The following is a 24,797-nucleotide window of genomic DNA, read 5'->3' as shown; positions in this document are numbered from 1 at the left end:
TAATACCGGCCATTTATTTTATATGGGATAAGCTTGATGGTTCCTGTTAAATCTTATAAATTATATAAGTTGAACTATAAAACTACGTAGAAAGGGCATGAGTGTGAGGTGTGCTGAAGTGAAAGCTTTCTGCAAGAAAGCTGCTTCGGGAGCATATGCTTGTAAGCGTTCGCCTTTGTGAGTGGATTTCTACCTTATAATAACTTAGTTCAATTAGAGAAATCCGCGAATAACAGCGATCGTAAGCACACTTCACACGTCGCCCCCAGAACGTAAAATTTAAGTAAGTAGTTCAACTTATATAATATATATGTGATTTCAAGGAACGAGGACAGGAGATGAGGGTGATCATTAAAGCGAACGGGGAACCGAAGTATATCGCGTTATACGAAGCGTTGGCTAGTGAAGTCAGGTGGAGCATCATGGGTCTCCTTGCCGATACCGAGTTGAATGTGAAGGATATCGCAGACCGCTTAGAACTTAGCCCTTCCATTGTTACTATGCACGTTCGAAAGCTCGAACAAGCCGGGCTTATTGGAAGCCGCAGGGTTCGGCTCAATGGGGGGACACACAAAATGTGTTTTCTCAAAGAAAAATTGATCGAGATTGAGCTGCCTTCTACCCAAAGAACTGTCCAGATCAGAGAGCAGCCTATTTCAGTCGGCCACTACACCGCATTCGAAGTCCATCCTACTTGCGGGCTCGGCACGCTCGAGAAGGAAATCGGCGTGTGGGATGATCCCCGGTATTTTCTCGATCCCGAACGCGTCCATGCGGCTATTCTATGGTTCGGCTGGGGATATGTTGAATACAAAATACCGAACTATCTGCTTGCCGACCAGACGGCGGACGCCATCGAAATCTCTATGGAGATTGCTTCGGAAGCCCCTGGCTTAAGAGACTATTGGCCTTCGGATATCGAGTTTATATTTAACGGCCTCTCCCTTGGCACATGGACTAGTCCTGCTGATTTCGGAAGAGCCGCACGGGGCAGGCTTACGCCGGAGTGGTGGCATCGGAATGTGAATCAATACGGGTTATTGAAGACGATCCGTATTGATGCATCGGGCACATTTATGGATGGCGAAGAGATGTCGGGGGTGACCCTTGCGGATCTCAAGCTGCGGGATCCGTTCTGGACTCTTCGATTCGCAGTAGACGAGCATGCCGTTAACGTAGGGGGATTGACGCTCTATGGCGCCGGATTTGGCAATCATGATCAAGATATTGTAGTCCGCGTGTACCTTAATGATAATGATTAGTTCCGGGATGTGAGGGTGTCCCAAAACCAACATAGATGACGGGTTGGTTTTGGGACACCCTCACCCTCTTCACCAGAATATAAAAGACAAGTGAAGAATTATAGTGCAGGAAAGGCATTAAAAATGCTGACGTGGGAGCTTATGTGACGATTATAGTGCAGAAAGGCATTAAAAATGCTGATGTGGGAGCATATGTGGCGATTATAGTGCAGAAAGGCATTAAAAATGCTGATGTGGGCGTTCGTGCGTGGGTCTCGTGAGGCCATGATATTGCAGAATGTCACTAAAGCTTTGAGGCTTGCCAAAACCAGCTAAGTTTGGAGGTCGGGTGGATTTCCCTCGCTCCTCGATTTGATCTAGAAAGCCGTAGTAGACGCAAAGAAACCAAGGATTCAAGCGAGAGAAGGCCGCTTAGCTCCTTGGTTTCTATGTGAGCTTAAAAGAATCGATAGAGGCGTACTCCGTGAGGCGGAATACTGGCCTGCAGCGCGCCGGAGGCAAGCTCGGCAGGCGTGCTGCTCCACAGCTCGGTGCCTGTAATGGCATCGGGCAGGCCAGATTCAAGCTGATTCATGGGCAGATCCAGCTGCAGCGGGCTCTCGCCGGTGTTGAATGCAGCAACGTAGCGGGAGCCATCGGCGTGCTCGGCTGTCCAGACGATAAGATCCCCTTGGCGGAGCGCTTCCTTGGCTCCGCGACTCTCCCGGTGCATGCGCAGCACCTCGCGGTTGGTAAGCAGCGATAGTGTCCAGTCGTCGCAGTCTCTTAGTTCGCCGCCAAAGATCAGCGGCGAGCGGAAGATGCTCCAGAGCGACATCATCGTCAGCTGCTCATCGCGCGTGAACCGGGTCCAGCGGTCGGCACCTCCGCCATCCACAGAGCGGATGCCGATGTGACCGAGCGGCAGCATGTCGCAGTCCGGCCAGCAGCCTGGCTCAGGTACGCCCTGCCAAGCCTGGCAGCGGTCGAACATATCGAGCAAGAGCGGCCATTGATCCCAGAAGTCGTCCGTAACCCGCCACATGTTGGCATGCTCGGCGAAGAACGCCGCGTATTCCACCGGGGCGGGACCGGGGGACAAGCTCAGCACCATAGGTCTTCCGCAGCGCTCGATCGCTTGAGAGATCAGGGCGATTTCCGGCTGATGGGTGTCGTACAGTCTGGAAGCCGCGATATCGTCTACTTTTACCAGATCAACGCCCCACTCGGCATAAAGCTCAAAGAGAGAATCGTAATAGGCCTCCGCCCCTTCCTTCGAGGCATCCACGCCATACATATCCGTATTCCATGGACAGATCGAATTCGTATGGGAGATATCGCGTGCTGTCGCGGTTGACCCCAGAATTGCTGTGCCCGCGTGGGCGGCCTGCCGGGGGATGCCGCGCATGATATGAATGCCGAATTTTAGACCCAGGCTGTGCACATAATCGGCTAACGGCTTGAAGCCTTGACCGCCTGCTGCGGAGGGGAACCGGTTCTCAGCCGGCATGAGCCGGGAGTACTCGTCCATGATGAGCGGAACAAACGGCCGATATTGGGAGGAGTTGGCATAGGGCTCATACCACTGAATATCAACGGTAATGTAGCTCCAACCGAATGCCTTGAGATGCTTCGCCATGTATTCCGCGTTGCCCCGAATTTCGTCTTCTGTGACGGCCGCGCCGTAGCAGTCCCAGCTGTTCCAACCGAGCGGCGGAGTAGGCGCTGTAAGCTTATGATTCATAGTTGATTAGTCTCCTTTACTATTGAATTATTGCTCTGTTATGCTCATCATAATAAAGGAGAATTTCAATATCTACAGTAATCTTAGGCGAATAGTAGCAAAATATTGCGGTCAATCAAAGAACAGCTTGCGATACACAAGGCTCTCATCTCCGCGGCGGAATTCTCCAGGCGTAAGCCCGGTCAAGCCGCGAAATGCTTTGATAAAATAGCTGCCGCTAGAGTAACCGACCTGCTCGGCGATGCTCTCAATACTAAGTCCGGTTCCCCGGAGCAGCTCCATGGCCTTCTCTGTACGGATCCGGGTCAAATAAGCGCCGGGTGTCAGGCCCGTGGCGGCCGAAAACCGGCGGATCAGGTGGTATTTAGACAGGGAGACCTGCTCGGCAAGCTGATCGATACTGATCATCCTGGAATAGTTCAGTTCAATAAATTCAGCGGCTCGCCTTACATTCTCCGGCCAAGTTTCCCTGTCCCGCAGTGTGGTGACCTGCATTCTAGCCAGTTCTGTCATGAACTGATAGACGCAGGAAGACGCGGCCAGGGGGTCGTTGATTCTGCCTGCCCCGGCATCGACCACAATCATTCTTGACAGCCGGACCGGTGCGCTGTCCAACGGCAGATATGGCACTTCCCCTGCTTCGCGCAGGAATTTGCGCCAATGGGGCAGAATCAGATTGGGCCGGAACAGCAGGAACAGAAACTCCCAGGGCTCCCGGGATTCAGGATGATAATAATAGCGGTGGGGTCCTGGAATTTCAGCGAGAATAGCTTGTCCGGCGGTGACGCGGTGAGTCCGGTTCCCCGACTCATATATTCCTTCACCGGAGATTGTGTACTGGAACAGCAAGAGGGGACCATCGGTCCGCTCCAGTCCGTCCCACCGGTAAGAAGGGCTCGTAATCACATCATAGCCGGCTGCAAATAGAACGCACAGCTGGAGCTCCTTATCCTCAGCGAACCGAAACCCGTAGGTGCCTCTAGGGATGTCCATCGATGCCCTCCTTCCTTAAAATGAAGTTAACTCAATAGTGAGCGTGATTAGAAGCTTGAATTGAACTCAACTTATTGATTTATAATGAATCCAGCCAATCCCCAATCGTCTCGACAATAATATCCTGCTGCTCTACCGCGCTAATGGCGGCTTGTTGATCGCCCTTTTGCGGGCCATACATGCCGAACTGGGCGTGGTTGCCTCCCGTGATCTCGCGCAGAACGGCATTTGGCGTAAGCAGAGGCCGGGTAGCATGGATTTTCTCAACGGTGGTCAGTCCGTCAAGCTCGCCATAAATACTGAGAATCGGTAGCGCCATATCCGAAAAATCATTCGAATCCGCAGGATAGGATCCCAGGAAGAACAAACCGTCTAATTGCTCCTCATGCTTGTATGCATAGCTGGCAGCGGCAACACCTCCAAGGGAATGGCCTCCGATATACCAGGATTTGACCTCGGGGTGCGCCTCGCGGATCTCATCCGCCTTGTTCACATCGAAGAAAGCAAAGTTCAGCAGGACGTTAGGGATGATAACGGTGTAGCCCCTTTGAGCTAAACCCTGGCCGATATAGCTGTAAGCCTCGGGTTCTACCTTGGCGCCCGGGTACAGAATCAGGCCGGTCTCGGCCACCCCTTGATCCGGGGTGAAAATAACCCAATCCTCCCCCAGCTGGATGTTCTCTTCTCCAACCCGTGCAACCATTTCTGCCGAAGCCGAATAGGTCTGCTGGGACCAGATATAGAAGCAGGCTCCACCGATAATCAGCAGCCCGGCTAGGCTGAGCAGCAGGATTTTGACAGGCTTGAATTTATTACGCTTCATATGCAGTTCATCCTCATAACTTGATAGATAAGTTTAAAGTAAGTTTTTCACATCATTTATAGGGCGAAAATGACGTCTGAGGTGCTTTGTTGGCCGCTTTGCGGTTCCAGTACAGATTAAGCGCCGCCCTGGCGCAAAGCACAGCGACCACAAGGAACAGGAGCGCCCACACCATGGCCGGAACTCCGGTTAATGCTGCGAGATTGGCGGCGTCTCCGGCTGATCCGGGACGGCTGATGGCGAGCAGAAGCAGCGTGAGAGGGGCCATCACCGATTCCTCAAGACATAGAAACGCCAGCAGCAGGTAGTAAAAGCTGCGAATCCGGCCGCCGATCACAAGAAACAGCAAATTTAACGCGATAAAGATCAGCAGCCAGATCAAGCCGTACCCATTTCGCACAAATAGCAGTCCAGAGACGAGCGCGAGCGCGGTAATAATCATCAGACCCTGTCCCTGTTTCTGTCTGGAATAGCTGTAGAACAGGGCAACAGCAAACAATGAAGCGGTGATATAGCCCGCCAGTGATACGATGAGCTGACTCCAACCGGAGGTGATGACGGAATAAGTCACTCCGCTGTGATCCGGATAGAGCTCGATGCGAAGCACTCTGCCCGACACCAGTAAGGTTGCGATCGCATGACCGAATTCATGAATCATTGTATCCAGCATCCGGAACCAGCTCGAGAACGGAATCAGTCTGGTCAGAAAAGCAGCGCCGAGAAGATAGAGTAACGCTTTAAGCCATTTATTCATTGAAAAAATCCCTCCCTGCAAGCATGCCTGCCAGCTTTCATTATAAGTGAGTTCAACGCCGTTGAAAAATGCCCGTAAAAAGCGAACAAACTTTCGATTTTTTACTATAATCAATGCTATAATGGATGGGTGATGGAGGTTTACGGGATATGAAGGATAACCACGATGGGCAATCATTTCGCCAACTGAATAATATACGCATCAATGGCTCTGAAGATTCAACGGTGCGAAGGGTTCGGGAGCAATCGCTGGTGTTTGCCGAATTTGCCGAGCAGGTGGTTAATTCACCCTCCGGCCCGGCCAGTCATGTCGTGGCTCCTGAGGCAGGAGCACGCGAGCTTGATTGGGAACGCAGCTTTCGTTACTTGTCCCGGGAGCAGCAATTTGTGGAGACCGCGCGCGAGCTGGTCTGGGAGACGGCGGAGGCAGCGGTATTTGTGCCTTTTCAGAACTACTGGCCGACCTATGAGCAAATGAATCCGCAGCAAAAGCGGTGGTACCTGTACTGGCGCGGTGAGGTGAGAGCGGAGCGTTATCCCGATACGGACCTGTCTTATCTGTTCGTCTATCTGTATGAGCTGATTCACGGATTTGGCTGGAGCGTGCCGGCACAGGGAGCCGAGCTGATGAGAAGGGTATGGGCGGGCTATCGGGAACGGTATCCGAAGCTGGACGGTTATATTCGGGAATGGATGTATGATTTTGCCGTGGTATTCAGGCTGGAGCAGCCCGATCTGGGCAGGATGAAGAAGATTCCGCGCACATTATCTCCCGAGGTGCAGGAGCTGGAATGGAAGCGGAGACTGCTGGCGGAGCCGATCGATTTGAACTGGGAGCTGCTGCGTCCCTTGATTGATTATGAGGTGGAGAAGAGCAAATTTTACACCAAGGAAGGCCGCAAGGAGATTAGTCATTTTGCCCCGAAGGTTGTAGCGCTTGTGGATGGCTTGGTACGGAAACGTACTGGAAAAAGACTGCTTGAGCTCTATCTTCCTCCTGAGAAAAAGGTGCAGCGATTCCTGTTCCGCAGTGCGGTCTATGATCATGAGATGTACGGACGCACGACAGTGGTTGTTACGCAATCGATAAGCGGTCATCTGCCGCTGCGCCGCTTCTTGACCCAATTGGTGCGGCTGACGGAGAACAAGCTGAGGGAGCTGACCGGAGTTAAAGGGAAACTGAGGGGCGTCGAGGTTGACGCGGACATCGAACGGCTGGTCACAAGATACCTGGAGCAGGAGTTTGAACGCAGAAGGGCCGAGAAGCTGAGGGAGCAAGCGCCGAAGGTCAAGCTGAATACCGCCAAGCTGCGGAAGCTCCAGCAGGAATCGGACGAGGTTCGGGAGCTGCTGCTCAGTGATGATCCGGGTCGGGCTCCGGATCCGACAGTTATGGGTGAGGCAGCCCGCCCGAGGACGGCAGCTACGACCGAGCGAACGCTGGATTCTTCTATAAAAAGTAACAGCAGAAAGCCGGGAGCAGGAAAAGCTGGTCTTAACGGATGGCTGCAGCCCGAGTTCGACTTTGAGCAAAGCTGGGCTGTGGAGGAAGAAGGGAAGAAAGAGAAGGAGCAGCATGCTTGGGAGCAGGGTGATCTTTTTGAAGAGACAAGCCGGGCGCCCGAAGAGGTTGGGAGGGGAATTCATGAGGAGCTCGCGTCTTCTTCGGCACAGGGGCAAGAGCAGCCTTTCTCAGAAGTAAGCGGCAATGGGATAGATGTAGCCGGAGTCTGGACTGGTACAGATTTGGATTTGGCAAAGCCGGAAGCTGGATTGCAGATGCTGCTGCAGGAGCCTGAAGGTTTGATGGGGAGTCCGAATCCGATTCCCGAGGAATGGAAAAGCTTATTGTCGCTGCTAACATCAACTCAGCGGGAGATGCTGCTGGTGATGGTGGAGGGTGCGGATGCCGCGGCGCAGTTTGCGATTGCCGAGCAGGCAGGCTCGATGCCGGAGCTGCTGCATGATGAGATCAACGAGCTGGCGATGGAAGCGATCGGCGACCTGCTCATCGACGGAGGCAGCGTGCTGGAGGAATACGCCGGGGATTTGGGCGAATGGCTAAAGAGATAATCAGGTTGAGGTGATACGATGAAACAGATGTCAATTCCAAAGCGGCTGACAACCGCGCTGGTCAATTCCTTGACGGCAGGCGTTGTGCCGCGGGTCGGTCTGGAGCATATTGCGGTGGGCCGCAAGCCGGAGGTGGCTTCCATGCTTCAGGATCTGGAGAATATTGCCGAGGGCGGGGCCGCATTTAGGATTATTAGCGGAAGATACGGCAGCGGAAAAAGCTTCCTTCTCCAAATGCTCCGCAATTACGCGATGGATCGTGAATTCGTCGTCTGCGATGCCGATCTCTCCCCGGAGCGGCGTCTTGTCGGCACGAAGGGTCAGGGGCTGGCGACTTACCGGGAGCTGATCGGCCACTTGTCGACCCGGACACGTCCGGACGGGGGAGCGCTTGAGCCGATGCTGCAGCGATGGATCGCCGGGCTTCAGCAGGAGCTGATGCAAGCCGGAGGTCTTCGCCCCGGCGACCCGCAGCTGCTGGAGTCTGTTGAGCTGCGCATTTATGAGGTGGCAGGGGAGATGCAGAGTCTGGTGCATGGGTTTGATTTTGCCAAGGTGCTGTCGGCTTACTGGACGGGCTACAAGCTCGGCGAGGAGGAGCGGAAAGCATCGGCCCTTCGCTGGCTGCGCGGGGAAATTCCGACCAAGACGGAGGCGCGCAAGGAATTGGGTGTCGGCGTCATCATTGACGATGACAACTGGTACGACTATATGAAGCTGTGGGCCGAGTTTGCGGTGCGGATCGGTTATAAAGGATTGCTGCTGTTCATCGACGAGGGCGTCAATTTGTATAAAATTACGAACAGTGTCTCCCGCCAGAGCAATTACGAGAAGCTGCTCACCATGTTCAATGACACGATGCAGGGCAAAGCAGAGCATCTGGGTATCTATCTCGGCGGCACTCCGCAGTTCGTGGAGGACAGCAGGCGCGGCTTGTTCAGCTATGATGCGCTGCGGACGCGGCTGATGGACGGAAGATACAGCAGCGGCGCCTATCGGACATATACATCGCCGATCCTGCGGCTCGATATGCTGTCGCACGAAGAGATTATGGTGCTCCTGCAGCGGCTGCGCGGCATCCATGCCATGCATTTCGGATATGAGCCGCAGCTTCGGGATGAACAGCTTATTGCGTTCATGCAGGCAGCCGTCAACCGGCTCGGAGCGGACGAGCTGTTGACGACCCGGGAGGTTGTGCGGGACTTCATGGATGTGCTGCATATGCTGCACCAGCACCAGGAGCTGACCTTCGAAGCATTAATGGGCGAGCGAGAGCTGGCGCAGGCCGCCGGAGGCGGAAGGAAGGGTGCGGCAGGCGGCTCGCGGACGGCGAGTGCGGGGGACTCGTGGTTGAATAGTGCAGATGAAGCGGGTAGTGCAGGTCGATTAAGCAGTGTGGGCGGACTGGGCATTGAAGGTGGATCAAGCAGTTCAGGTGGATCAAGCAGCGAAGGTGGATCAAGCAGCGAAGGTGGATTAAGCAGTGAGGGGCAATTAAGCAGTACAGGCGGGCAGAACCATGAAGCAGGGCGTCTGGCGCGATCCGGAGGAGCCGAAAGAAGCGGAGAAGATCGGGCGGACCGGGTGCGGGACGACCTGGACGATCTGCTCGCGGAGTTCGAGCTATGAATGGGCGGGAGGCATTTGCAAGGCTGGCGCCGTTCATTCAGGAATATATGTACCGCAAGCAATGGTCCGAGCTGCGGGAGGCGCAGGTGGAGGCTTGCCGGGTGCTGTTGGATACGCCGCATCATCTGCTGATCGCTTCAGGCACCGCCTCCGGCAAGACGGAGGCGGCGTTCTTTCCGGCTCTGACGGAGCTGTTTGAGCGGCCTTCTTCCTCAGTCGGTATTCTGTACATCGGCCCGTTGAAGGCCTTGATTAATGATCAGTTCGAGCGGATCAAGGAACTGCTGCGGGAGGGCGAGGTGCCGGTCTGGCATTGGCACGGGGATGTGGCCCAGGCCGAGAAAACCAAGCTGATGCAGCGTCCCTGCGGCGTGCTGCAGATTACGCCTGAATCGCTGGAGGGCCTGCTGATGAACCGGCCGAATGCGATTCCGGCGTTGTTCCATGATCTGCGCTACATTATGATCGACGAGGTTCATGCCTTCATGGGCGCAGATCGGGGCATTCAGGTGCAGAGCCAGCTCAGCAGGCTGGAGCGGATGGCTTCTTGCACGCCGCGGCGGATCGGCTTGTCCGCGACCCTCAGCGATTATGATACGGCTGCCCATTGGCTGAGCGGCGGAAGCTGTCAGGCGGTTGAGGTCGTATCCCCGCAGGGGGGGCGGAAGCTGAAGTTGTCGGTGGAGCATTTTTCGTTCCCCGATCCGCGCGATGAGCGGGAAGCCGAGCATCTGGAGCTGGCGAAGCAGAATTATTACAATTTTATCTATGACCATACGAATACGAAAAAAGCGCTCGTCTTCACCAACAGCCGTTCCGACGCGGAGCTGACGACGCTGGAGCTGCGGCGCATCGCGGCCAAACGCCAGGAGCGCGATGTGTTTCATGTGCATCACGGGAGTATTTCCGCGATGCTGCGGGAGGAGACCGAGGCCGCGCTGCGCACGGGCCCCGGTCCGGCAGTGGCCGCTGCGACGGTGACGCTGGAGCTCGGCATCGATCTCGGCGAGCTGGAGCGCGTGGTGCAGCTCGGCGCGCCGTACAGCTGCTCGAGCTTCGTGCAGCGGCTGGGGCGGTCCGGACGCCGGGGCGATGCGGCGTCCGAGATGATGTTCCTCTGCGCGGAGGAGGAAGACGAGACTGCGCAATTGCCAGCCCGCATGCCATGGATGCTGCTGCGGGCAATTGCCGTCATCGAGCTCTATATCCGCGAGAGATGGGTAGAGCCGCCTTCGCTGCGCAAGAAGCCGATGGGCGTGCTCTATCACCAGACGATGAGCACGCTCAAAAGCATCGGCGAAGCCGAGCCCGCCGAGCTGGCGCGGGCGGTGTTGACCCTGCCGGCTTTCCGCGGCGTCGAGCCTGAGGAATACCGGAAGCTGCTGCAATATTTGCTGGCGACCGATCATATCCAGCAGACGGAGGAAGGCACGCTGATCATCGGGCTCGGCGGAGAGAAGATCGTGAACAATTTCCGCTTCTATGCGGTGTTCAAGGATGATGAAGAGCATGTTGTGTACGACGGCTCCGAGGAAATCGGCAGTATCACGACCGTGCCGCCGCCGGGCTATTGCTTCACCTTGGCCGGGAAGCTGTGGAAGGTCGAGGAGGTCGACAACAAGCACAAAGCAGTGTACGTGAAATCTTCACGAGGCAAGGTGGACACGCTGTGGGTTGGCGGCGGCGGGGATATTCATACCCGGGTGCTGCAGAAGATGCGGCAGGTGCTGGAGGAGTATACGCTGTATCCTTATCTGGCACCCGGCGCGGTGAACCGGCTGGAGCGTGCACGGCGGCTGGCTCGGGAGAGCGGACTGCTCACCAGTCCGGTTATTCCAGCGGGCGGGGATTCGCTGTTCATTTTGCCATGGGCAGGAAGCAAGCAATTCCGTACTCTAGAACGGCTACTGAAAAATAATCTCCACAGCTCCATGGGTCTGCGGCAGGTTGTGCCGATGGAGCCTTACTATATGGTGGTCTCTGGCAGAGCGGAAGCAGAGGAACTGCTGTCGGCGATTCATACGGAGCTTGCTGAGATGGAAGATACCGAATCGATCCTTGCTGCTGGAGAAGCGCCTTATCTGGGCAAATATGATGAATTCGTGCCCCCGGAGCTGGTGCGGCGTGCTTTTGCGACAGACGGGCTGGATGCGGAGGGCTTGAGCAAGGCGTTGAAGGAGCAGGGGCAGGAGAAAAACCAATAAAAGAGCTTGTAAAAGGAGCATGTAAAGGAGCTTGTAGAGAAGCTTGTAGAGAAGCGGGGGCATCCGATGTTGCGCTGTTTGAACCAAGGATCGAGAGGGAAAGGCAGATCCCGTACCTTGTGGATTATAGATAGATGGGGAGGATAATCAATGGCTGGAAAAGTAAAGCTGCTCGCGCCGCAATTGCCTGCAGAGGAGGACCTTGCTGTCCGTGATTGGGAGGATTTGCTGGACGATCCGGATTATGAGCTGATAGAAGCTAAAATTAGCGGGGCAAAATATGAGCGCGCGAGTCTGGAACGCTGTATTTTGGCAAAAACAATGTTAGTAGGGTGTTCATTTGCCGGGACGGTATTTGAACGTCTGGATTTGACGGATGTAGTGCTGGAGCATTGTGACTTATCGAATGCTAAATTCAGCAGAGGTGTTATTCACCGGGCACATTTCAAGGACTGCAAGCTGACAGGGATCGATCTGACCAAGGTCAATCTGGGGCATGTGACCTTCGAGAACTGTGTGATGAATCTGACGGATCTGGCGGAATCGTCGTTGAAGCAGGTGCGATTTACCGGATGTGTATTGGAAAATGCCAGCTTCTATGGCTGTAAACTGAAGGATGTGGAGCTTGAGCATTGTGATCTGAATGATGCTGATTTCAATCAGACTATCTTGAAGGGAATTGACATCAGCACCTGTACATATGACCGGATCGACATGCCGATTCAGGCCTTGGCCGGATGCACTGTATCGCCTGCCCAAGCGGTCGGCTTCGCCAAGCTACTGGGGTTAAAAGTGAAGGAGTAGCAAGTAAATTAATAGGATGATGAATGAGATATGAACGTGACTTTTTGAACACAGGCGAAGCATTGTGCGTTGGTAACTGCGTGCGGTGCAAAGTCTCTTGCTTCTTCAGTCCGAAAGCATCGGAAGACAGAACTCCAATGGGAATTGGGGGACTGTCTTTTTTTGTACTATTTTTAATGGAAGAACATTTGGTGAAAGGGGAGAGGCAGAAGATGAGGTTATTGCTGGGAAATACGGGTGATGGAGCAATATGGGCGAAAATGGATCGGTTCAGTCATGAAGGACTGGTACGGATTCGCAAAATTTCTGGCGGAAAATGGGACGAGCAGGCGAAGCATTGGCGATTTGGCTACAGCAAGGAACTGGTGGAAGAGATTTATAGCTTGTTTGCTGAGCAGGAGGTTGTTCCTAGTGAGGAACTGCTAAAGGACGCCATTTTTCAGCGGGGAAAAAAGAATGGAATTGAGAGGAAGGCCAGAGAGGCTGCAGTGAATGAAGGAAATGAAGGAAATGACGGGACAGATAGGAGCGAGGAGAATGGAGAGACTGACAGGACTAATAGGATCAATTGGACCGGTGAGAATATAGAGATTAATAAGATTGGTAGGACTGGTAAGCCCAGTAATATCGACCTTATCGATATTACCGATAAGATCGGTGGTGCTGAAGAGACGGGAGAACGTGATGAGCTTGAAGAGGCTATTATGAGATGTACAGGTCAACTCTGGCAGAGCTTGGAGAAAATATTAGTATTAGGGTTGAGGGCTAAGGGATACAGTGCGAAGACCATCAAAGCCTTTCGCGGACATATGCGGCGGTTTGTGGAGTATTTTTGCAGGAGATATATTGAAGAATTATGTGCTGACGGCCCACTAGTTACGAAGAAGATATTTGCAGATAAATTAGACCGTGAACAAGTGCAAAGATATGCTATCCAATTACTCGAACAAGGGCATTCGCATGCTTATGTGAACCAGGCGATCAGTGCATTGCGGTATCTGGTTGCTGATATGTTGAAGATGCCCAGTGAGCAGGCAAGGTACATCCGACCAAAAAAGGAAAAGAAGCTTCCTTACGTGCTCTCGGAGCATGAGGTCTTGAAGATTCTGCGTTCGCCGGGCAACCTTAAGCATCGGACAATGCTTTATTTGACCTATGCATCCGGCCTACGGGTTAGTGAGGTCGTGAGACTGCGTCCAGAAGATTTGGATTGTTCACGCGGAATCATCACTGTTCGTCAGGGAAAAGGGAAGAAGGATCGGCATACACTCTTGTCACAAGCTGCTTGGAGCCTGGTGCAGACCTATATCCGGAAGGAACGACCCGGTAAATGGCTGTTCCCGGGACAATATCCCGGCACACACATGCACGTGCGTTCCCTGCAGAAGGTGTTCACTGACGCTCTTCATCGTTCCGGGGTCAACAAAAAAGCCAGTATCCATGTGCTGAGACACTCCTTTGCTACGCACATACTGGAGAACGGCACCGATCTGCGCTTCATTCAGGAACTGCTCGGCCACGCCAACCCAGCCACCACCGAACGCTACACCCATGTCAGCACCAAAAACATCAGACGTATTCAGAGCCCGCTGGATCGTATTATGGGGGAGGAGGAGAGAGGGATAGAATAACGGAGAGAAGATAGGTAGAGCGGAAAAAGGAGATAGAGTGGAAAAAGGAGATAGAGTGGGAAAACGAGATAGAGTGGGAAAACGAGATAGATAGAGCTGAGAAAGGTAGCGAACTCATATTCCATAATCATGCAATTGAGTTATAATCAAGATGTGACGTGAGAGATGCGTAAATCCCTGCTTTATGGTGGGATTTACGGCGTGCAGAGATAAGGGAGTTATATGAAATGGCCGAACTGCTCTAAGACAATGATAAAAATCGAAAGGTGATTCAATTGCCTAAATTACTTTGTACTTGTGGTTATATCCATAATCTTAGTCCAATCCCTGACGATGGATATATTGTGATCAAAGATCAAACCTATGAGTCATTAATTGAATATGAAATAAACCTATCTCAACTACAAAGTTCTCGAAAGACTGAATATACCGATCAGGATTTACTAATTTCTCGAATTAATGAACTTCAAGAACGTTTATATAAATGCCCCGATTGTAATGAAATTCAATGGATCAAGAAAGATGGAACAATAGAAAGATATAAGTGCATATGAAAAGCAAGTTTGAAAGTATTTCAAGGAGTCGCCCACATCATCTAACACCGTATTCACGCTTCGGGCCATTCGGCCCTCGGTCCGTCCGAGGGATTTCGAGGAAGAGGGTTCAGGCGGACAACCTTGCGAGTTTAAGTGTCTCGAAGCCACCCGGCGACTTCGTCGCCTTAAGCCTCTCGGGTTCGTGAATACGGGAACGTTAGCCGAAAGGACGTGGTCATATTAGTAAGAACTTAAGAGAACAAACTAAACAGAATATAATAGTTGCAATTGTATTACATTTAGTTTTTTCATTTGTATTTTGGTGTATATTCTTATACTTGAATGAGTTTCTTAAAGAACATACGTTATTGGTAGATATTATAGGCCTGATTAGTTATATAGTTTTAGGATTATTCTTAAAGGTATCTGAGCGTAGAATTCATAATCTAATATCCGCTTCAAGTGTAACTATTTTGGGATTGGTATTATGGTTGTTAATTTTTTTAATATACATACTAAACATGAATAATGGAAAGGAATTTAGTTTCGTTGGTCCGGAAGTTATATGGCTTTTTTATCTACCGTATGTCCATGGATCTTATTACATATCTTTACAAATGGGTAATTTTAATAATGGGTATTTATTTGGTTGTATATTACTGCTAAACAATTTTGCTATCACTTTACTAATATATTTAACTATAAAAATAAAACACCGTCTAAAAAACAATAAAGTGAGAGCATCTCAAGGTCCCTTCGGCTAACATAGTATTCGCGCTACGGGCCTAACGGCCCTTGGTCTGCGGAAGAATTTCGAAGATGCGGATTCAGCAGACAACCCTGCACTGGTTAAGTCCGTCGGACCAGGGACTACGCCCTTAAGCCAGTGAGGGTTCGTGAATACAACAACGTTATAGGAAATTCCGGCAAACTACATATAAATCATGAAACCCGAACAAACATTCTATCTAGAACTGGCTATGTGTGGTAGAATAAGGAAGTACAATTGAATCTTGGGTGGGCATGGTTTCCCTTCGAAAGGGGGTGAGACCATGGAAGTTAAAGATGCAATCCAAATTATGTTCCTATTTGGAATGTTTATTCTTGCACTTTTAACATACATCGGGAATAACAACAAGAGAAAGTAAAAACCCACCCTAAGGTTAGCGCCAGAGGTGGGTTTTTATTGTCTGTAACTTAAAAGGGAATAAACCATCCAAGCCAATTGTATAGCCGAGTGTTCGTAGCACTCGGTTTTTCTTATACAAATGATACCATATCTACAAGACGATGAAAACCCGAAAATCAAAATGCAAAGACCTGAATAAACACACTATACAACCTTATATGAAAATTAAGAAGTAGCTCGAAGAAGGCCGGAACATCCTATAACATAGTATTCACGCTGCTGCCCCTAACGGGGCCTTGGTCTGCAAAGGGGCATATCAAGGAAGCGGAATCAGTAGACAACCCTGCACTGGCTAAGTCCGTCGGACCCGGGGCTTGCGCCCCTTAAGCCAGTGAAGGTTCGTGAATACAAGAACGTTATCAGAAATCGATGGAAATAGCGGAGGAAAAGTAATGACAAGAATGAGTCATGCAATTTTTAATAAACAAACAGATAATTTAGTTTGTGCGCTTGATGTGGATAGCGAATATTACAAGTATCAAGACAAAAGAGATAAATTTAGTTGCAAATTCTGCGGAGTTCAGGTGCAGTTTACAAGAGGAAAAGATCATAATGATCCCCATTTCAAAAACTGGCCATTAAAAAATCATCTATGTGAATGTGCCATTCCTAATATTGAGAAGCAAAAAGAGGAATTTGAAAATTACGGGGAGATTGAGAAGTTAGTATCTACCATATTGCCTAGATCACAAAGGTTAAAGGATGACAATACTACAATAAATATCAATAGGGCTAATAGAGCAAAAGAATTTGGAGGAAGAAGAAGCAGAAAGTTTATTTATTCTCTTGTAAACTTATTAGATAGTAGAAACTATTTTAATCTAAAGAAGGACTATGAAGAGTTAGAACTACTGATTGAAGATGGAAATATAATAAAGTTAAAAGACTTAGTGGGATCACAGGATGAAGTTATTCAAAGAATTGATGCTACAAATGGAGAGAGGGTTATCTGTATTTTAAGAGGCAACACTAGAAAAGCTAAGACAATTAAAAACAACATAGTGATCCCATTAACCAGAGGTAAAAACCCTGCATATAAGAATACAAAAGATTTTTCCTTATTTATCAGATGGGATTATGTTGAGAAAAACAAAGAGTTTATTGAATCAATAGAGAATGCATTAGTTATTTGTTATGGGGAAGCGAAAACAAATCAATATGGTATTGAGTTAGAGATTTTTTCAATTAAGAGTCAAATTGTAGTGTTAAAAAAATATGATAATTAGATTTGTGTGGGGATAATCAGGAGGTCATCGACATCTGATAACATCATATTCACGCATCGGATACTGCGGCTCCTCGGTCCGCCCGATGATGATAAGCAGGGAAGAGGCTCAGGCGGACACATCTGCACCGACTAACCGCATCGCGGCCGGCTGCTGGCGCAGCCTTAAGTCGGTGAGACGTCGTGAACACAGGAACGTTATACGACAGGGTCTGAAGGAGCAAAAAAAAGGCCCGTAGGGCCCTTAATTCATTTGAATATGTAGTTCATTAAAAAGATATAGTGCATCTTTAAATCCTTGCAAATATATTTTACTTTCCAAAACAGTTTGCAATGAAGTTAGAGCGTCTTCATAAAGAAATAGGGTGTGTTGAAGGTTATCGGGAAGCGACTCTCGAATTATTTTTAGATACTGCTCACATTCCGAAGAAAATTGTTCAAGTTCTGAGTTTGAGTATAACGGTTCTAAACGATGGCGAATTAAAGGCTCAGCTAAAACTTCTAAAGATTCAATCAATGACTTCCCTCCTTTCATTAACTCTATAAGGTTATTATATGCCCCTATGAGGTTAATTGTAAAGATAATTATTAACTCTAGAAGGTAAAATGATGACTTTTATTGAAAAAAGTAATTATGAGAGATAACATATTGAGCATAGGAGGGAGTCTGCTTGATAAGGTGCAATATTAGAGTTCTTATGGCTGAACACCGAATTGATGATATAACAGAATTAATGAACAGATCTGGACTGAGTAGAAATTCGATTAACAAACTGTATAAAGAAATAAATATTGAAACGACCAAATTAGAAACATTATTAAAGCTATGTGATACATTTGAGTGCAAATTATCAGATTTGATTGAATACACGCCTGATAAATAATAACAGTAAACGATGTGGGGATACTCATAGAAGGACCCCGTCGTATAACAATGCATCTACGCTATAGGCATTCGCCCCTTGGTTGTCAGATGTGTAAGCAAGGAAGAATATTCAGACAACACACGACCCGGCCTAAGATAATAGCTATCTAAGGCCGGGTCGTGTCGTAGATGCGGAACCGTTATATGAAAGATGGCAGAAAAACTTAAAAAAACTAGGTGATATTCGTGAGTTCATTCAACGAATTTGATATTGAAAGCATAAAGGAAGAGATTGAATCAATACAAGGTTGCAACATTATTCAAATACATAAAGGATACTCTTCAGATAAGAAATATATTGTTCATTCCAGTGAAGACAGGAAATTCTTACTTCGATTATTTGAGTTGAATGAGTATGATCAAAAACAGAATGAATTCAGTATTTTACAGCAGATGCAAAGGTATGATGTGGAATGTTCGAGACCGCTTGAAATAGGAAAATCTTCAACGGCTGGTTACATGTTGGTCTCATTTATAGAAGGTCATGATGCTATGGATGAACTACCCAAATACTCGGTAAGTGAACAGCTAAATATTGGATTTGAAGCTGGAGTAGAGTTAAGAAAAATGCATCAATATATTGCTCCTAACCATGTCTCTCCCTGGTTTGAAAGAAAAGTAAACAAACATACAAGATACATAGGTCAGTATTTGACCTGTGGAGTGAGAGTAAGAAATGACGAAAAGATAATATCATTTATTGACCAAAATATTAAATATATGAAGCAAAGACCAAATGTGTTTCAACATGATGATTTTCACGTGGGCAATATAGTCGTAAAGAACAAGCATCTTTCAGGAATAATCGATTTTAATCGATATGACTGGGGAGACCCCATTCATGAATTCCTTAAAGTAGGTATCTTCAGTAGAGAAATTAGCATTCCCTTCTCAATTGGACAAATCAAAGGCTATTTCCAAAATGAACAACCGGGGGAATTGTTTTGGAGACTCTATTCTCTATACCTCGCCATGTGCGTATTCTCGACAGTGGTTTGGACATTAAAGGTAACCCCTGAGACTATGGATCAGATGCTGGATAAAATCTATACGTTTCTGGAAGACCATGATTATTTTAATCGGATAAAACCAAATTGGTATCTAGAGGAATAATTCGAAGAAGCCTGCCATCCATCATATAACAATGTGTTCACGCATCGGCGGACAAGCAGCCTCGGTCCCGGATGAAAAGTCGGAGAAGCAGTTGCCGGGACACATCCGCACCACCCAACCGATCGCGGCCAGTCACTACGTTCCTTTAGGCTGGTGGGACGTCGTGAACATGGAAACGTTAGCCGCCACCTTTGTAAAATACATATTTAAGAAAGAGGAAGCAGGAAGCAATATGTATTAATAGAAGCAGATCAATGAAGATCGGTGTGTGAGGAAGTAATTCAAGAGGGCAAAGGCGGCGTCTAACATAATGTTCCCGCAAGCGGCTGTGGCCGCTGGTCCGCAAGAAGCAGTAAGAAGAATAATCAAATCGGAGTTGAATCAGTAGCGGTGGAGTCTCAGACGGACACGTCTGCAAGGCTAAGTGGCGTAGCCACCCGGCGACCCGCACGCTGCACTCGATGGGTTAGCAACTTAAGCCTTTCGACGTCGTGAACACAAATCGTTAGTCGAAATGGGCATAAAGATTAAAAAAATAAAGGTGGTAGCTATTCAATGAAGATTGTCAATACCTTAGAACATTATGAATTACTTATCGATGAGGGAACTGATCCTGTTCAAGATCCTCCATTATTACAAGCATACATGAGTAGATGGGATGGCCCTCTTTTTTATGGCTCGTTATCTCCCAAAAATAAATTAGTCTTAGAAATTGGGGTTGGAACTGGAAGGATTGCAAAAGAAGTACTAAGCGCAGGATGTCAGAAACTTGTTGGAATTGATATTTCTCCGAAGACAATAGAAAGGGCAAGAATAAACCTAAAGGAATATTCAAACATCGAGCTACTAGTAAATGATATTGTAAGTTTTAATCGGCCTAATACATTTGATTTGGCATATAGTGTACTTACCTTTTTACACATAGAAGATAAAAAGAAGGCCTTTGATAATATTTACAATTCATTGAAGATTAATGGGATATTTGTTTTATCAATTAGTAAGGATGATGATTGGTTTGAGTTTACCGATAGGAAGATTCAACTATACCCAAATAACCTAGATGAATATTTACATTTATATGAATCTGTTGGTTTCCAAGTTGAATCAATTAATGAGACTGAAAGTAAGTATGCGACAATAATTAAAGGAATAAAGCCTATGTAAGTGTATCGAAGAAGATGCCCACATCGACTAACACCGTATTCACGCTGCGGGCCTTACGGCCTTGGTCTGCAGAGGCATTTCGGAGAAGCGGAATCAGCAGACAACCCTGCACTGGCTAAGTCCGTCGGACCCGGGGATGGCGCCCCTTAAGCCAGTGAGGGTTCGTGAATACAAAGACGTTATAAGAAATCCCCGAAAAACATTGTCATTAACTAAAATATATAGTGAGGTTTTAAAGTATATGTCATTGAACTTTGAATCTTCGGTTCAAAATAATCTATATGAATATAGGCATCTTTCAATTGAAAAAGATGTGATTAAAAAACCATGGAATGGTTTTATTCAATTTGTAGAAAGTGAAGAATGGGATAGACTTCATGAACAATTTGGTGTGTCATCGTATTGTTGTGAGGAGGCAGTAATTTACTTATCTTTTATATGGAAGATGCTTGAATCAAGAAGGGTATTTATCGTTCCGATTTTCGATATTCATGCGGCCACTAAAAAATTGAATAAAGATTATAACTTCATTAGATGGCAGTACAATTGTACTGCGGAGGATAATAAGTTTGAAAATAACGGTTTTATTCAGGCTAAATCTTCATACATAATCTCACCAATTAGGGATGAGTTTCAATATAGACACAGGGATAATGGAACAATTTTTGAGATAAATTCATTAGAAGAACTAACAACTTTACACAATGTTTTGATCTTCTCAAATGCATACTCAGAAATGAATATATATGGTCTATCAAAAGAGAAAAGCATTGAAGATATAAGGGAATTGTTATTATTAGAAGATAGACCATCTTTAGAAAATATCTTAAGCGATGATGATATATTTATTGATCTAGTCTTAGGAGTAGATATTGGATATCACGATGGAATGCTTATAGTAAGCAAAGGTAATCAAGATACTAGAATTAAACAACTAACAAGTAGAATAAATAATCTAATAGAGCAATATGAGTTAAGATCTAGGGAAATTAAAAACTTAATTGAATTTAAGAATGAACTAGTGAGATTAAGTGATTTTTAAGCAAAGGCTCCGAGGTCAGGGACTTCTTATAACACCGCATTCACGCATCTGGCCTCTAAAAAGACCCTCGGTCGCCAAGAGGATGAAATCAGGCGACAACCTTGCACTACCTAACCGCGTCGCGGCCGGCTCTTCGATCCTTAAGGTAGTGAAGGTTCGTGAATGCAACAACGTTATCTGAAATAACCGGAAAGGAAAATAATAAATGAACTTTACTTATTCCTTAAGAAGCATCGGTTGGGCAGATGTTTATATCAAAGTTAACAATTCAGAAGTATTTATTGATGCAAGCTATTTGTCCGAACCACTAATAGATATGGTTAGAGCAATTGAGAGGCTGATTCCCGAATGTGCTGAAGAAGATGAAATCAGTGAAATTGTACTTTTTGAATGGGACTCTGAACCGGCTATCCATAGATGGGTTATTCATAAATTAAGCCAGGATCTAATTAATATAGAAATTACTTTATTTGTTGATGGGATTACTGAAAGTACAGGTGAAGTACTTTTAAATGAAGAGTGTAATTTTAAGGAATTTGTTGATCTTGTAGTTAACTCTATGGAGAAAATAATAAGAAAACATGGAATCGTAGGATATCGTAAACAATGGAATGCTCAGGATTTTCCTTTAAGTAGCTATATAAAACTAAAACATTATTTAAAGACGAATAATAGATTTCCTATTGATGTATTAAATAAAGATGAATGGATTGAGTCAATCTCTACTAATATAAATGACGAAGTTGAAGTTATACTGAATTTTGATGAGCGGATTCTATGAAGTCGGTTACATCAGATAACAATATATCCACGCTTCGGGCCTGACGGCCCTCGGTCCGTGAGAAGCGGTCGTCAGAGAAGTAAATTCAGCGGACACATCCGCACCGACTAACCGCATCGCGACCGGCTGCTGACGCAACCTTAAGTCGGTGGGACGTCGTGGATACACGAACGTTAGCCGAAATTATTGCAAAGATTAATGAAAGCGGTGACATAGTAGTGATGGAAACTGTATTGTATTTTGTCAGACATGCTGAATCTATATATGTTGAAGGTAAAGAAAGAACTAGAGGATTGTCAGATAAAGGTATGAAAGATGCTCAAACGATAAGAACTATTTTGAAACCTGAAGATATAGATATGTTTGTTTCAAGCCCATATGAACGATCTATAGAAACGATCCGATCAGCAGCAAATGAATATAAAAAGGAAATACTTATAGAAGAAGACTTAAGAGAGAGATCAATTGGAGATTTTTCAACTGGAACATTTAAAGAAGCGAAGTATCGAGTTTATGAAGAAATGGACTTTGCTTTTCCAGGAGGAGAATCTAGTATTGATGCACAGGAGCGATCGGTGAGAGCCATAGCAAGTATCATTGATAGAAACAGAGGAAAGAAGATAGTAGTTGGAACTCACGGGGACATCATGACATTGATGATGAATTTTTATAACAAACAATATGGTTATACTTTTTGGAAATCGACTTCAATGCCTGATATTTATAAGCTCAGAATCAGAGGAAACGACTTAATTGAAGTAACAAGAATGTGGGAGTAGTTCGAAGAAGGCAATGACTTCAGCTAACACCATATTCACGCATCGAGCCATTCGGCCCTCGGTCCGGACAGAGGAATTTCGGAGAAGTGGGAACAGCCGGACAACCCTGCACTGGCTAAGTCCGTCGGACCCGGGGCTTACGCCCCTTAAGCCAGTGAGGGTTCGTGAATACAATAACGTTATGCGCAATACAAACAGAACCTATGGTAAAATACTGTTAATACATTAATTAACAGGGGATATACAGATGAAGAGAATATATTACTCATCACGAAATAAGAAGAGTAGTGTCGATATCTACCAAGTATATGTTCAATTACAAAGTCTATTTTTATACTTTAGAAACAAAGACTTTTTTTATGAAAAACTAAGAATATCCTCAGGTTATATGCCCGAAGAAGTAAGCCATAAAGCTGTATTTGAGATTAAGTTTAATCCATTTCCAATAAATAAATGGGATAGATTAGACATTAATGAAGATAAAGTATTTGACACAATGGAATTTCTTTACCATCATGTTTCAAAACCTGGAGAACAGACTTGGATGCAATCAGAAACAGGTATTGACTACCAAGAGTATATTGACTTTGATGAAGATTTAGGTAAACAGGAATTCAGAGATGCAGTTAATATGATCATTAACGACTATGATGTGGGTTTCGAGTTAGTCCCTACTGGAGAAATACTTGCAAAAGGAAATAATGGACTTGAAGAGATCTTAGAAGCTGAGATTCCAGAATACGACAACTTGAATATAGATACTAAAGTAAAAAATGCAATCAAGAAATGGAAAAACCGTAATCTAAGTGCGAGTGAACGTAAGCAAGCAGTGCTAGATCTGGCTGACGTATTTGAATGGTTAAAGAAAACCGACAAATTATCTGAGGCACTTGATAAAAAAGATGAAAGTGCACTTTTTGAAATAGCCAATAATTTTAGTCTACGACACCATAATCCAAATCAAAAAAGTAATTACGACACGAATATATGGCATTCATGGATATTTCATTTTTATTTAGCTACATATCACGCTGTTATTAGGACATTAAAGAAAAAGGGGATTTAAGTATATTCGAAGAGGGTTTGTACTGCGCATAACACCGTATTCACGCTGCGGGCCTTACGGCCCTTGGTCTGCCAGAAGATTTTTCGAGGAAGTGGAATCAGGCAGACAACCCTGCGAGGCTAAGTGGCGGAGCCACCCGGCCCTAGGGCCTTAAGCCTCTCGGGTTCGTGAATACACGAACGTTAGCCGCCACCTTTGCAAAATACATAATTAAGTAAGAAGAACCAGGAAGCAATATGTATTAATAGAAGTAGATCGATGAAGATCGGTGTGTGTGTGGAAGTATTTCAAGAGGGCAAAGGCGGTGTCTAACACAATGTTCCCGCAAGCGGCTGTGGCCACTGGTCCGCAAGAAGTAGTAAGAAGAATAATCATATCGGAGCTGAGTCAGTAACGGTGAAGAATCTCAGGCGGACACGTCTGCAAGGCTAAGTGGCGAAGCCACCCGGCAACCCAATCACTACGCTGGATGGGTTAGCAACTTAAGCCTTTCGACGTCATGAACACAAATCGTTAGGTGAAATTGGCTAAGTGTGTAAAGAAAGGAGCTGAAATAATTGAAAGTATTTCATATTGAAGCATTCACAAATACTCCGAACTTTGGCAATCCAGCGGGAGTAGTTTTAAGTGCTGATAATTTACAAGAAGATGAAATGTTGAATATAGCTAAACGAGTAGGGTTTAATGAAACTGTTTTTGTACACCAATCTACAGTAGCAAATTTTAAGTTGAAATATTTTACACCAGGTCATGAAATCAATCTTTGTGGGCATGCGACAATGGCAGCAATGCATTGTTTAAAGAGCAATGGTCTAATAAATGAGAATCCAATTTCAATAGAAACCAATGTTGGGATTTTACCTATTTTTTTTGAGGGTAGTAGCCAAGAATTAATTAGAATGCAACAAGGCAATCCTGAGTTTATACCCTTTACTGGGAGTATTGAGCGATTAATCGGCTAGGCCCCCTTATTTCGGAGTCCTACCCTACAATGTTTATGAATTCACAGGATTGCTCCTTATTCTGCCGTATTACACCGCTCTATGAAAGGCAGAGGTGTCTTCCAGTGTCCTCACCCATAT

General features: G+C 46.8%; 21 protein-coding genes and 1 pseudogene. 17 read left to right on the top strand and 5 right to left on the bottom strand.

Annotated features, from left to right (window positions below; all coding sequences use genetic code 11):
- Positions 1 to 347 precede the first annotated feature (347 nt).
- Entirely contained in the window at positions 348 to 1,262 is a 915-nt protein-coding gene (locus KI362_RS02775) for an ArsR/SmtB family transcription factor (RefSeq protein ID WP_301625225.1), read from the top strand.
- Between the two features lie 436 nt (positions 1,263 to 1,698).
- Here KI362_RS02775 and KI362_RS02770 read toward each other — a convergent pair whose 3' ends face one another.
- From KI362_RS02770 to KI362_RS02755, 4 genes are all read right to left on the bottom strand, one after another.
- Positions 1,699 to 2,985, bottom strand: a complete 1,287-nt coding sequence (locus tag KI362_RS02770; protein ID WP_301624701.1) for a glycoside hydrolase family 27 protein — start codon at positions 2,983 to 2,985, stop codon at positions 1,699 to 1,701.
- 111 nt (positions 2,986 to 3,096) lie between these two features.
- Entirely contained in the window at positions 3,097 to 3,978 is an 882-nt protein-coding gene (locus tag KI362_RS02765; protein ID WP_301624700.1) for an AraC family transcriptional regulator, read from the bottom strand.
- A 79-nt stretch (positions 3,979 to 4,057) separates the two neighbouring features.
- A complete protein-coding gene (locus KI362_RS02760) occupies positions 4,058 to 4,801 on the bottom strand; it encodes an alpha/beta hydrolase (protein ID WP_301624698.1) in 744 nt (247 codons plus the stop codon).
- Between the two features lie 52 nt (positions 4,802 to 4,853).
- On the bottom strand, positions 4,854 to 5,555 hold the full coding sequence (locus KI362_RS02755; protein WP_301624697.1) for a M50 family metallopeptidase: 702 nt from the start codon (positions 5,553 to 5,555) through the stop codon (positions 4,854 to 4,856).
- A 149-nt stretch (positions 5,556 to 5,704) separates the two neighbouring features.
- On the opposite strand from KI362_RS02755, the gene KI362_RS02750 reads away from it, so the two are divergent.
- From KI362_RS02750 to KI362_RS02720, 7 genes and pseudogenes are all read left to right on the top strand, one after another.
- Positions 5,705 to 7,627 (top strand): TerB N-terminal domain-containing protein, encoded by a 1,923-nt coding sequence (locus KI362_RS02750; RefSeq protein ID WP_301624695.1) that lies wholly within the window; start codon positions 5,705 to 5,707, stop codon positions 7,625 to 7,627.
- Positions 7,628 to 7,645: 18 nt separating this feature from the next.
- Positions 7,646 to 8,941, top strand: a pseudogene (locus KI362_RS02745) (ATP-binding protein); the annotation flags it as partial.
- 311 nt (positions 8,942 to 9,252) lie between these two features.
- Positions 9,253 to 11,460: a DEAD/DEAH box helicase gene (locus KI362_RS02740; protein ID WP_301624693.1), complete on the top strand. Its 2,208-nt coding sequence runs from the start codon at positions 9,253 to 9,255 to the stop codon at positions 11,458 to 11,460.
- 150 nt (positions 11,461 to 11,610) lie between these two features.
- Complete coding sequence (locus tag KI362_RS02735) at positions 11,611 to 12,264, top strand: pentapeptide repeat-containing protein (protein WP_044478122.1); 654 nt, start codon at positions 11,611 to 11,613, stop codon at positions 12,262 to 12,264.
- A 212-nt stretch (positions 12,265 to 12,476) separates the two neighbouring features.
- Positions 12,477 to 13,895 (top strand): tyrosine-type recombinase/integrase, encoded by a 1,419-nt coding sequence (locus tag KI362_RS02730; protein ID WP_301624687.1) that lies wholly within the window; start codon positions 12,477 to 12,479, stop codon positions 13,893 to 13,895.
- 1,588 nt (positions 13,896 to 15,483) lie between these two features.
- Positions 15,484 to 15,579 (top strand): competence inhibitor ComI, encoded by a 96-nt coding sequence (gene comI / locus KI362_RS02725; RefSeq protein WP_071784179.1) that lies wholly within the window; start codon positions 15,484 to 15,486, stop codon positions 15,577 to 15,579.
- A gap of 382 nt (positions 15,580 to 15,961) precedes the next feature.
- Positions 15,962 to 16,846: a hypothetical protein gene (locus KI362_RS02720; RefSeq protein WP_301624685.1), complete on the top strand. Its 885-nt coding sequence runs from the start codon at positions 15,962 to 15,964 to the stop codon at positions 16,844 to 16,846.
- Between the two features lie 243 nt (positions 16,847 to 17,089).
- On the opposite strand, the gene KI362_RS02715 is transcribed toward KI362_RS02720, so the two are convergent.
- Complete coding sequence (locus KI362_RS02715; RefSeq protein WP_213504972.1) at positions 17,090 to 17,362, bottom strand: hypothetical protein; 273 nt, start codon at positions 17,360 to 17,362, stop codon at positions 17,090 to 17,092.
- Positions 17,363 to 17,516: 154 nt separating this feature from the next.
- Between KI362_RS02715 and KI362_RS02710 the strand changes: the two genes are divergently transcribed.
- The 9 genes from KI362_RS02710 to KI362_RS02670 all read left to right on the top strand — a co-directional run bounded on the left by KI362_RS02710 (position 17,517) and on the right by KI362_RS02670 (position 24,677).
- Complete coding sequence (locus KI362_RS02710; protein ID WP_036699887.1) at positions 17,517 to 17,729, top strand: helix-turn-helix domain-containing protein; 213 nt, start codon at positions 17,517 to 17,519, stop codon at positions 17,727 to 17,729.
- A 227-nt stretch (positions 17,730 to 17,956) separates the two neighbouring features.
- Positions 17,957 to 18,883 (top strand): aminoglycoside phosphotransferase family protein, encoded by a 927-nt coding sequence (locus tag KI362_RS02705; RefSeq protein WP_301624680.1) that lies wholly within the window; start codon positions 17,957 to 17,959, stop codon positions 18,881 to 18,883.
- Positions 18,884 to 18,914: 31 nt separating this feature from the next.
- Positions 18,915 to 19,124 (top strand): hypothetical protein, encoded by a 210-nt coding sequence (locus KI362_RS02700; RefSeq protein WP_301624678.1) that lies wholly within the window; start codon positions 18,915 to 18,917, stop codon positions 19,122 to 19,124.
- Between the two features lie 314 nt (positions 19,125 to 19,438).
- Positions 19,439 to 20,047: a class I SAM-dependent methyltransferase gene (locus tag KI362_RS02695; RefSeq protein ID WP_301624677.1), complete on the top strand. Its 609-nt coding sequence runs from the start codon at positions 19,439 to 19,441 to the stop codon at positions 20,045 to 20,047.
- Positions 20,048 to 20,183: 136 nt separating this feature from the next.
- Positions 20,184 to 21,089, top strand: a complete 906-nt coding sequence (locus tag KI362_RS02690; RefSeq protein ID WP_301624675.1) for a hypothetical protein — start codon at positions 20,184 to 20,186, stop codon at positions 21,087 to 21,089.
- 205 nt (positions 21,090 to 21,294) lie between these two features.
- Positions 21,295 to 21,870 carry a hypothetical protein gene (locus KI362_RS02685; RefSeq protein ID WP_301624673.1) on the top strand — a complete coding sequence of 192 codons (576 nt, stop codon included), beginning with the start codon at positions 21,295 to 21,297 and terminating at the stop codon, positions 21,868 to 21,870.
- Between the two features lie 158 nt (positions 21,871 to 22,028).
- Positions 22,029 to 22,649 carry a histidine phosphatase family protein gene (locus KI362_RS02680; RefSeq protein WP_301624671.1) on the top strand — a complete coding sequence of 207 codons (621 nt, stop codon included), beginning with the start codon at positions 22,029 to 22,031 and terminating at the stop codon, positions 22,647 to 22,649.
- A 247-nt stretch (positions 22,650 to 22,896) separates the two neighbouring features.
- A complete protein-coding gene (locus KI362_RS02675; RefSeq protein ID WP_301624669.1) occupies positions 22,897 to 23,715 on the top strand; it encodes a hypothetical protein in 819 nt (272 codons plus the stop codon).
- Positions 23,716 to 24,272: 557 nt separating this feature from the next.
- Positions 24,273 to 24,677, top strand: a complete 405-nt coding sequence (locus KI362_RS02670) for a PhzF family phenazine biosynthesis protein (RefSeq protein ID WP_301624667.1) — start codon at positions 24,273 to 24,275, stop codon at positions 24,675 to 24,677.
- The last annotated feature ends 120 nt before the right edge of the window (positions 24,678 to 24,797 follow it).

It is taken from the genome of Paenibacillus apis, assembly GCF_018333295.1.
GTDB classification, from domain to species: domain Bacteria; phylum Bacillota; class Bacilli; order Paenibacillales; family Paenibacillaceae; genus Fontibacillus; species Fontibacillus antibioticophila.
Note: the sequence above shows the minus strand (reverse complement) of the source record. Positions and strands in the feature narration are given on the sequence as shown.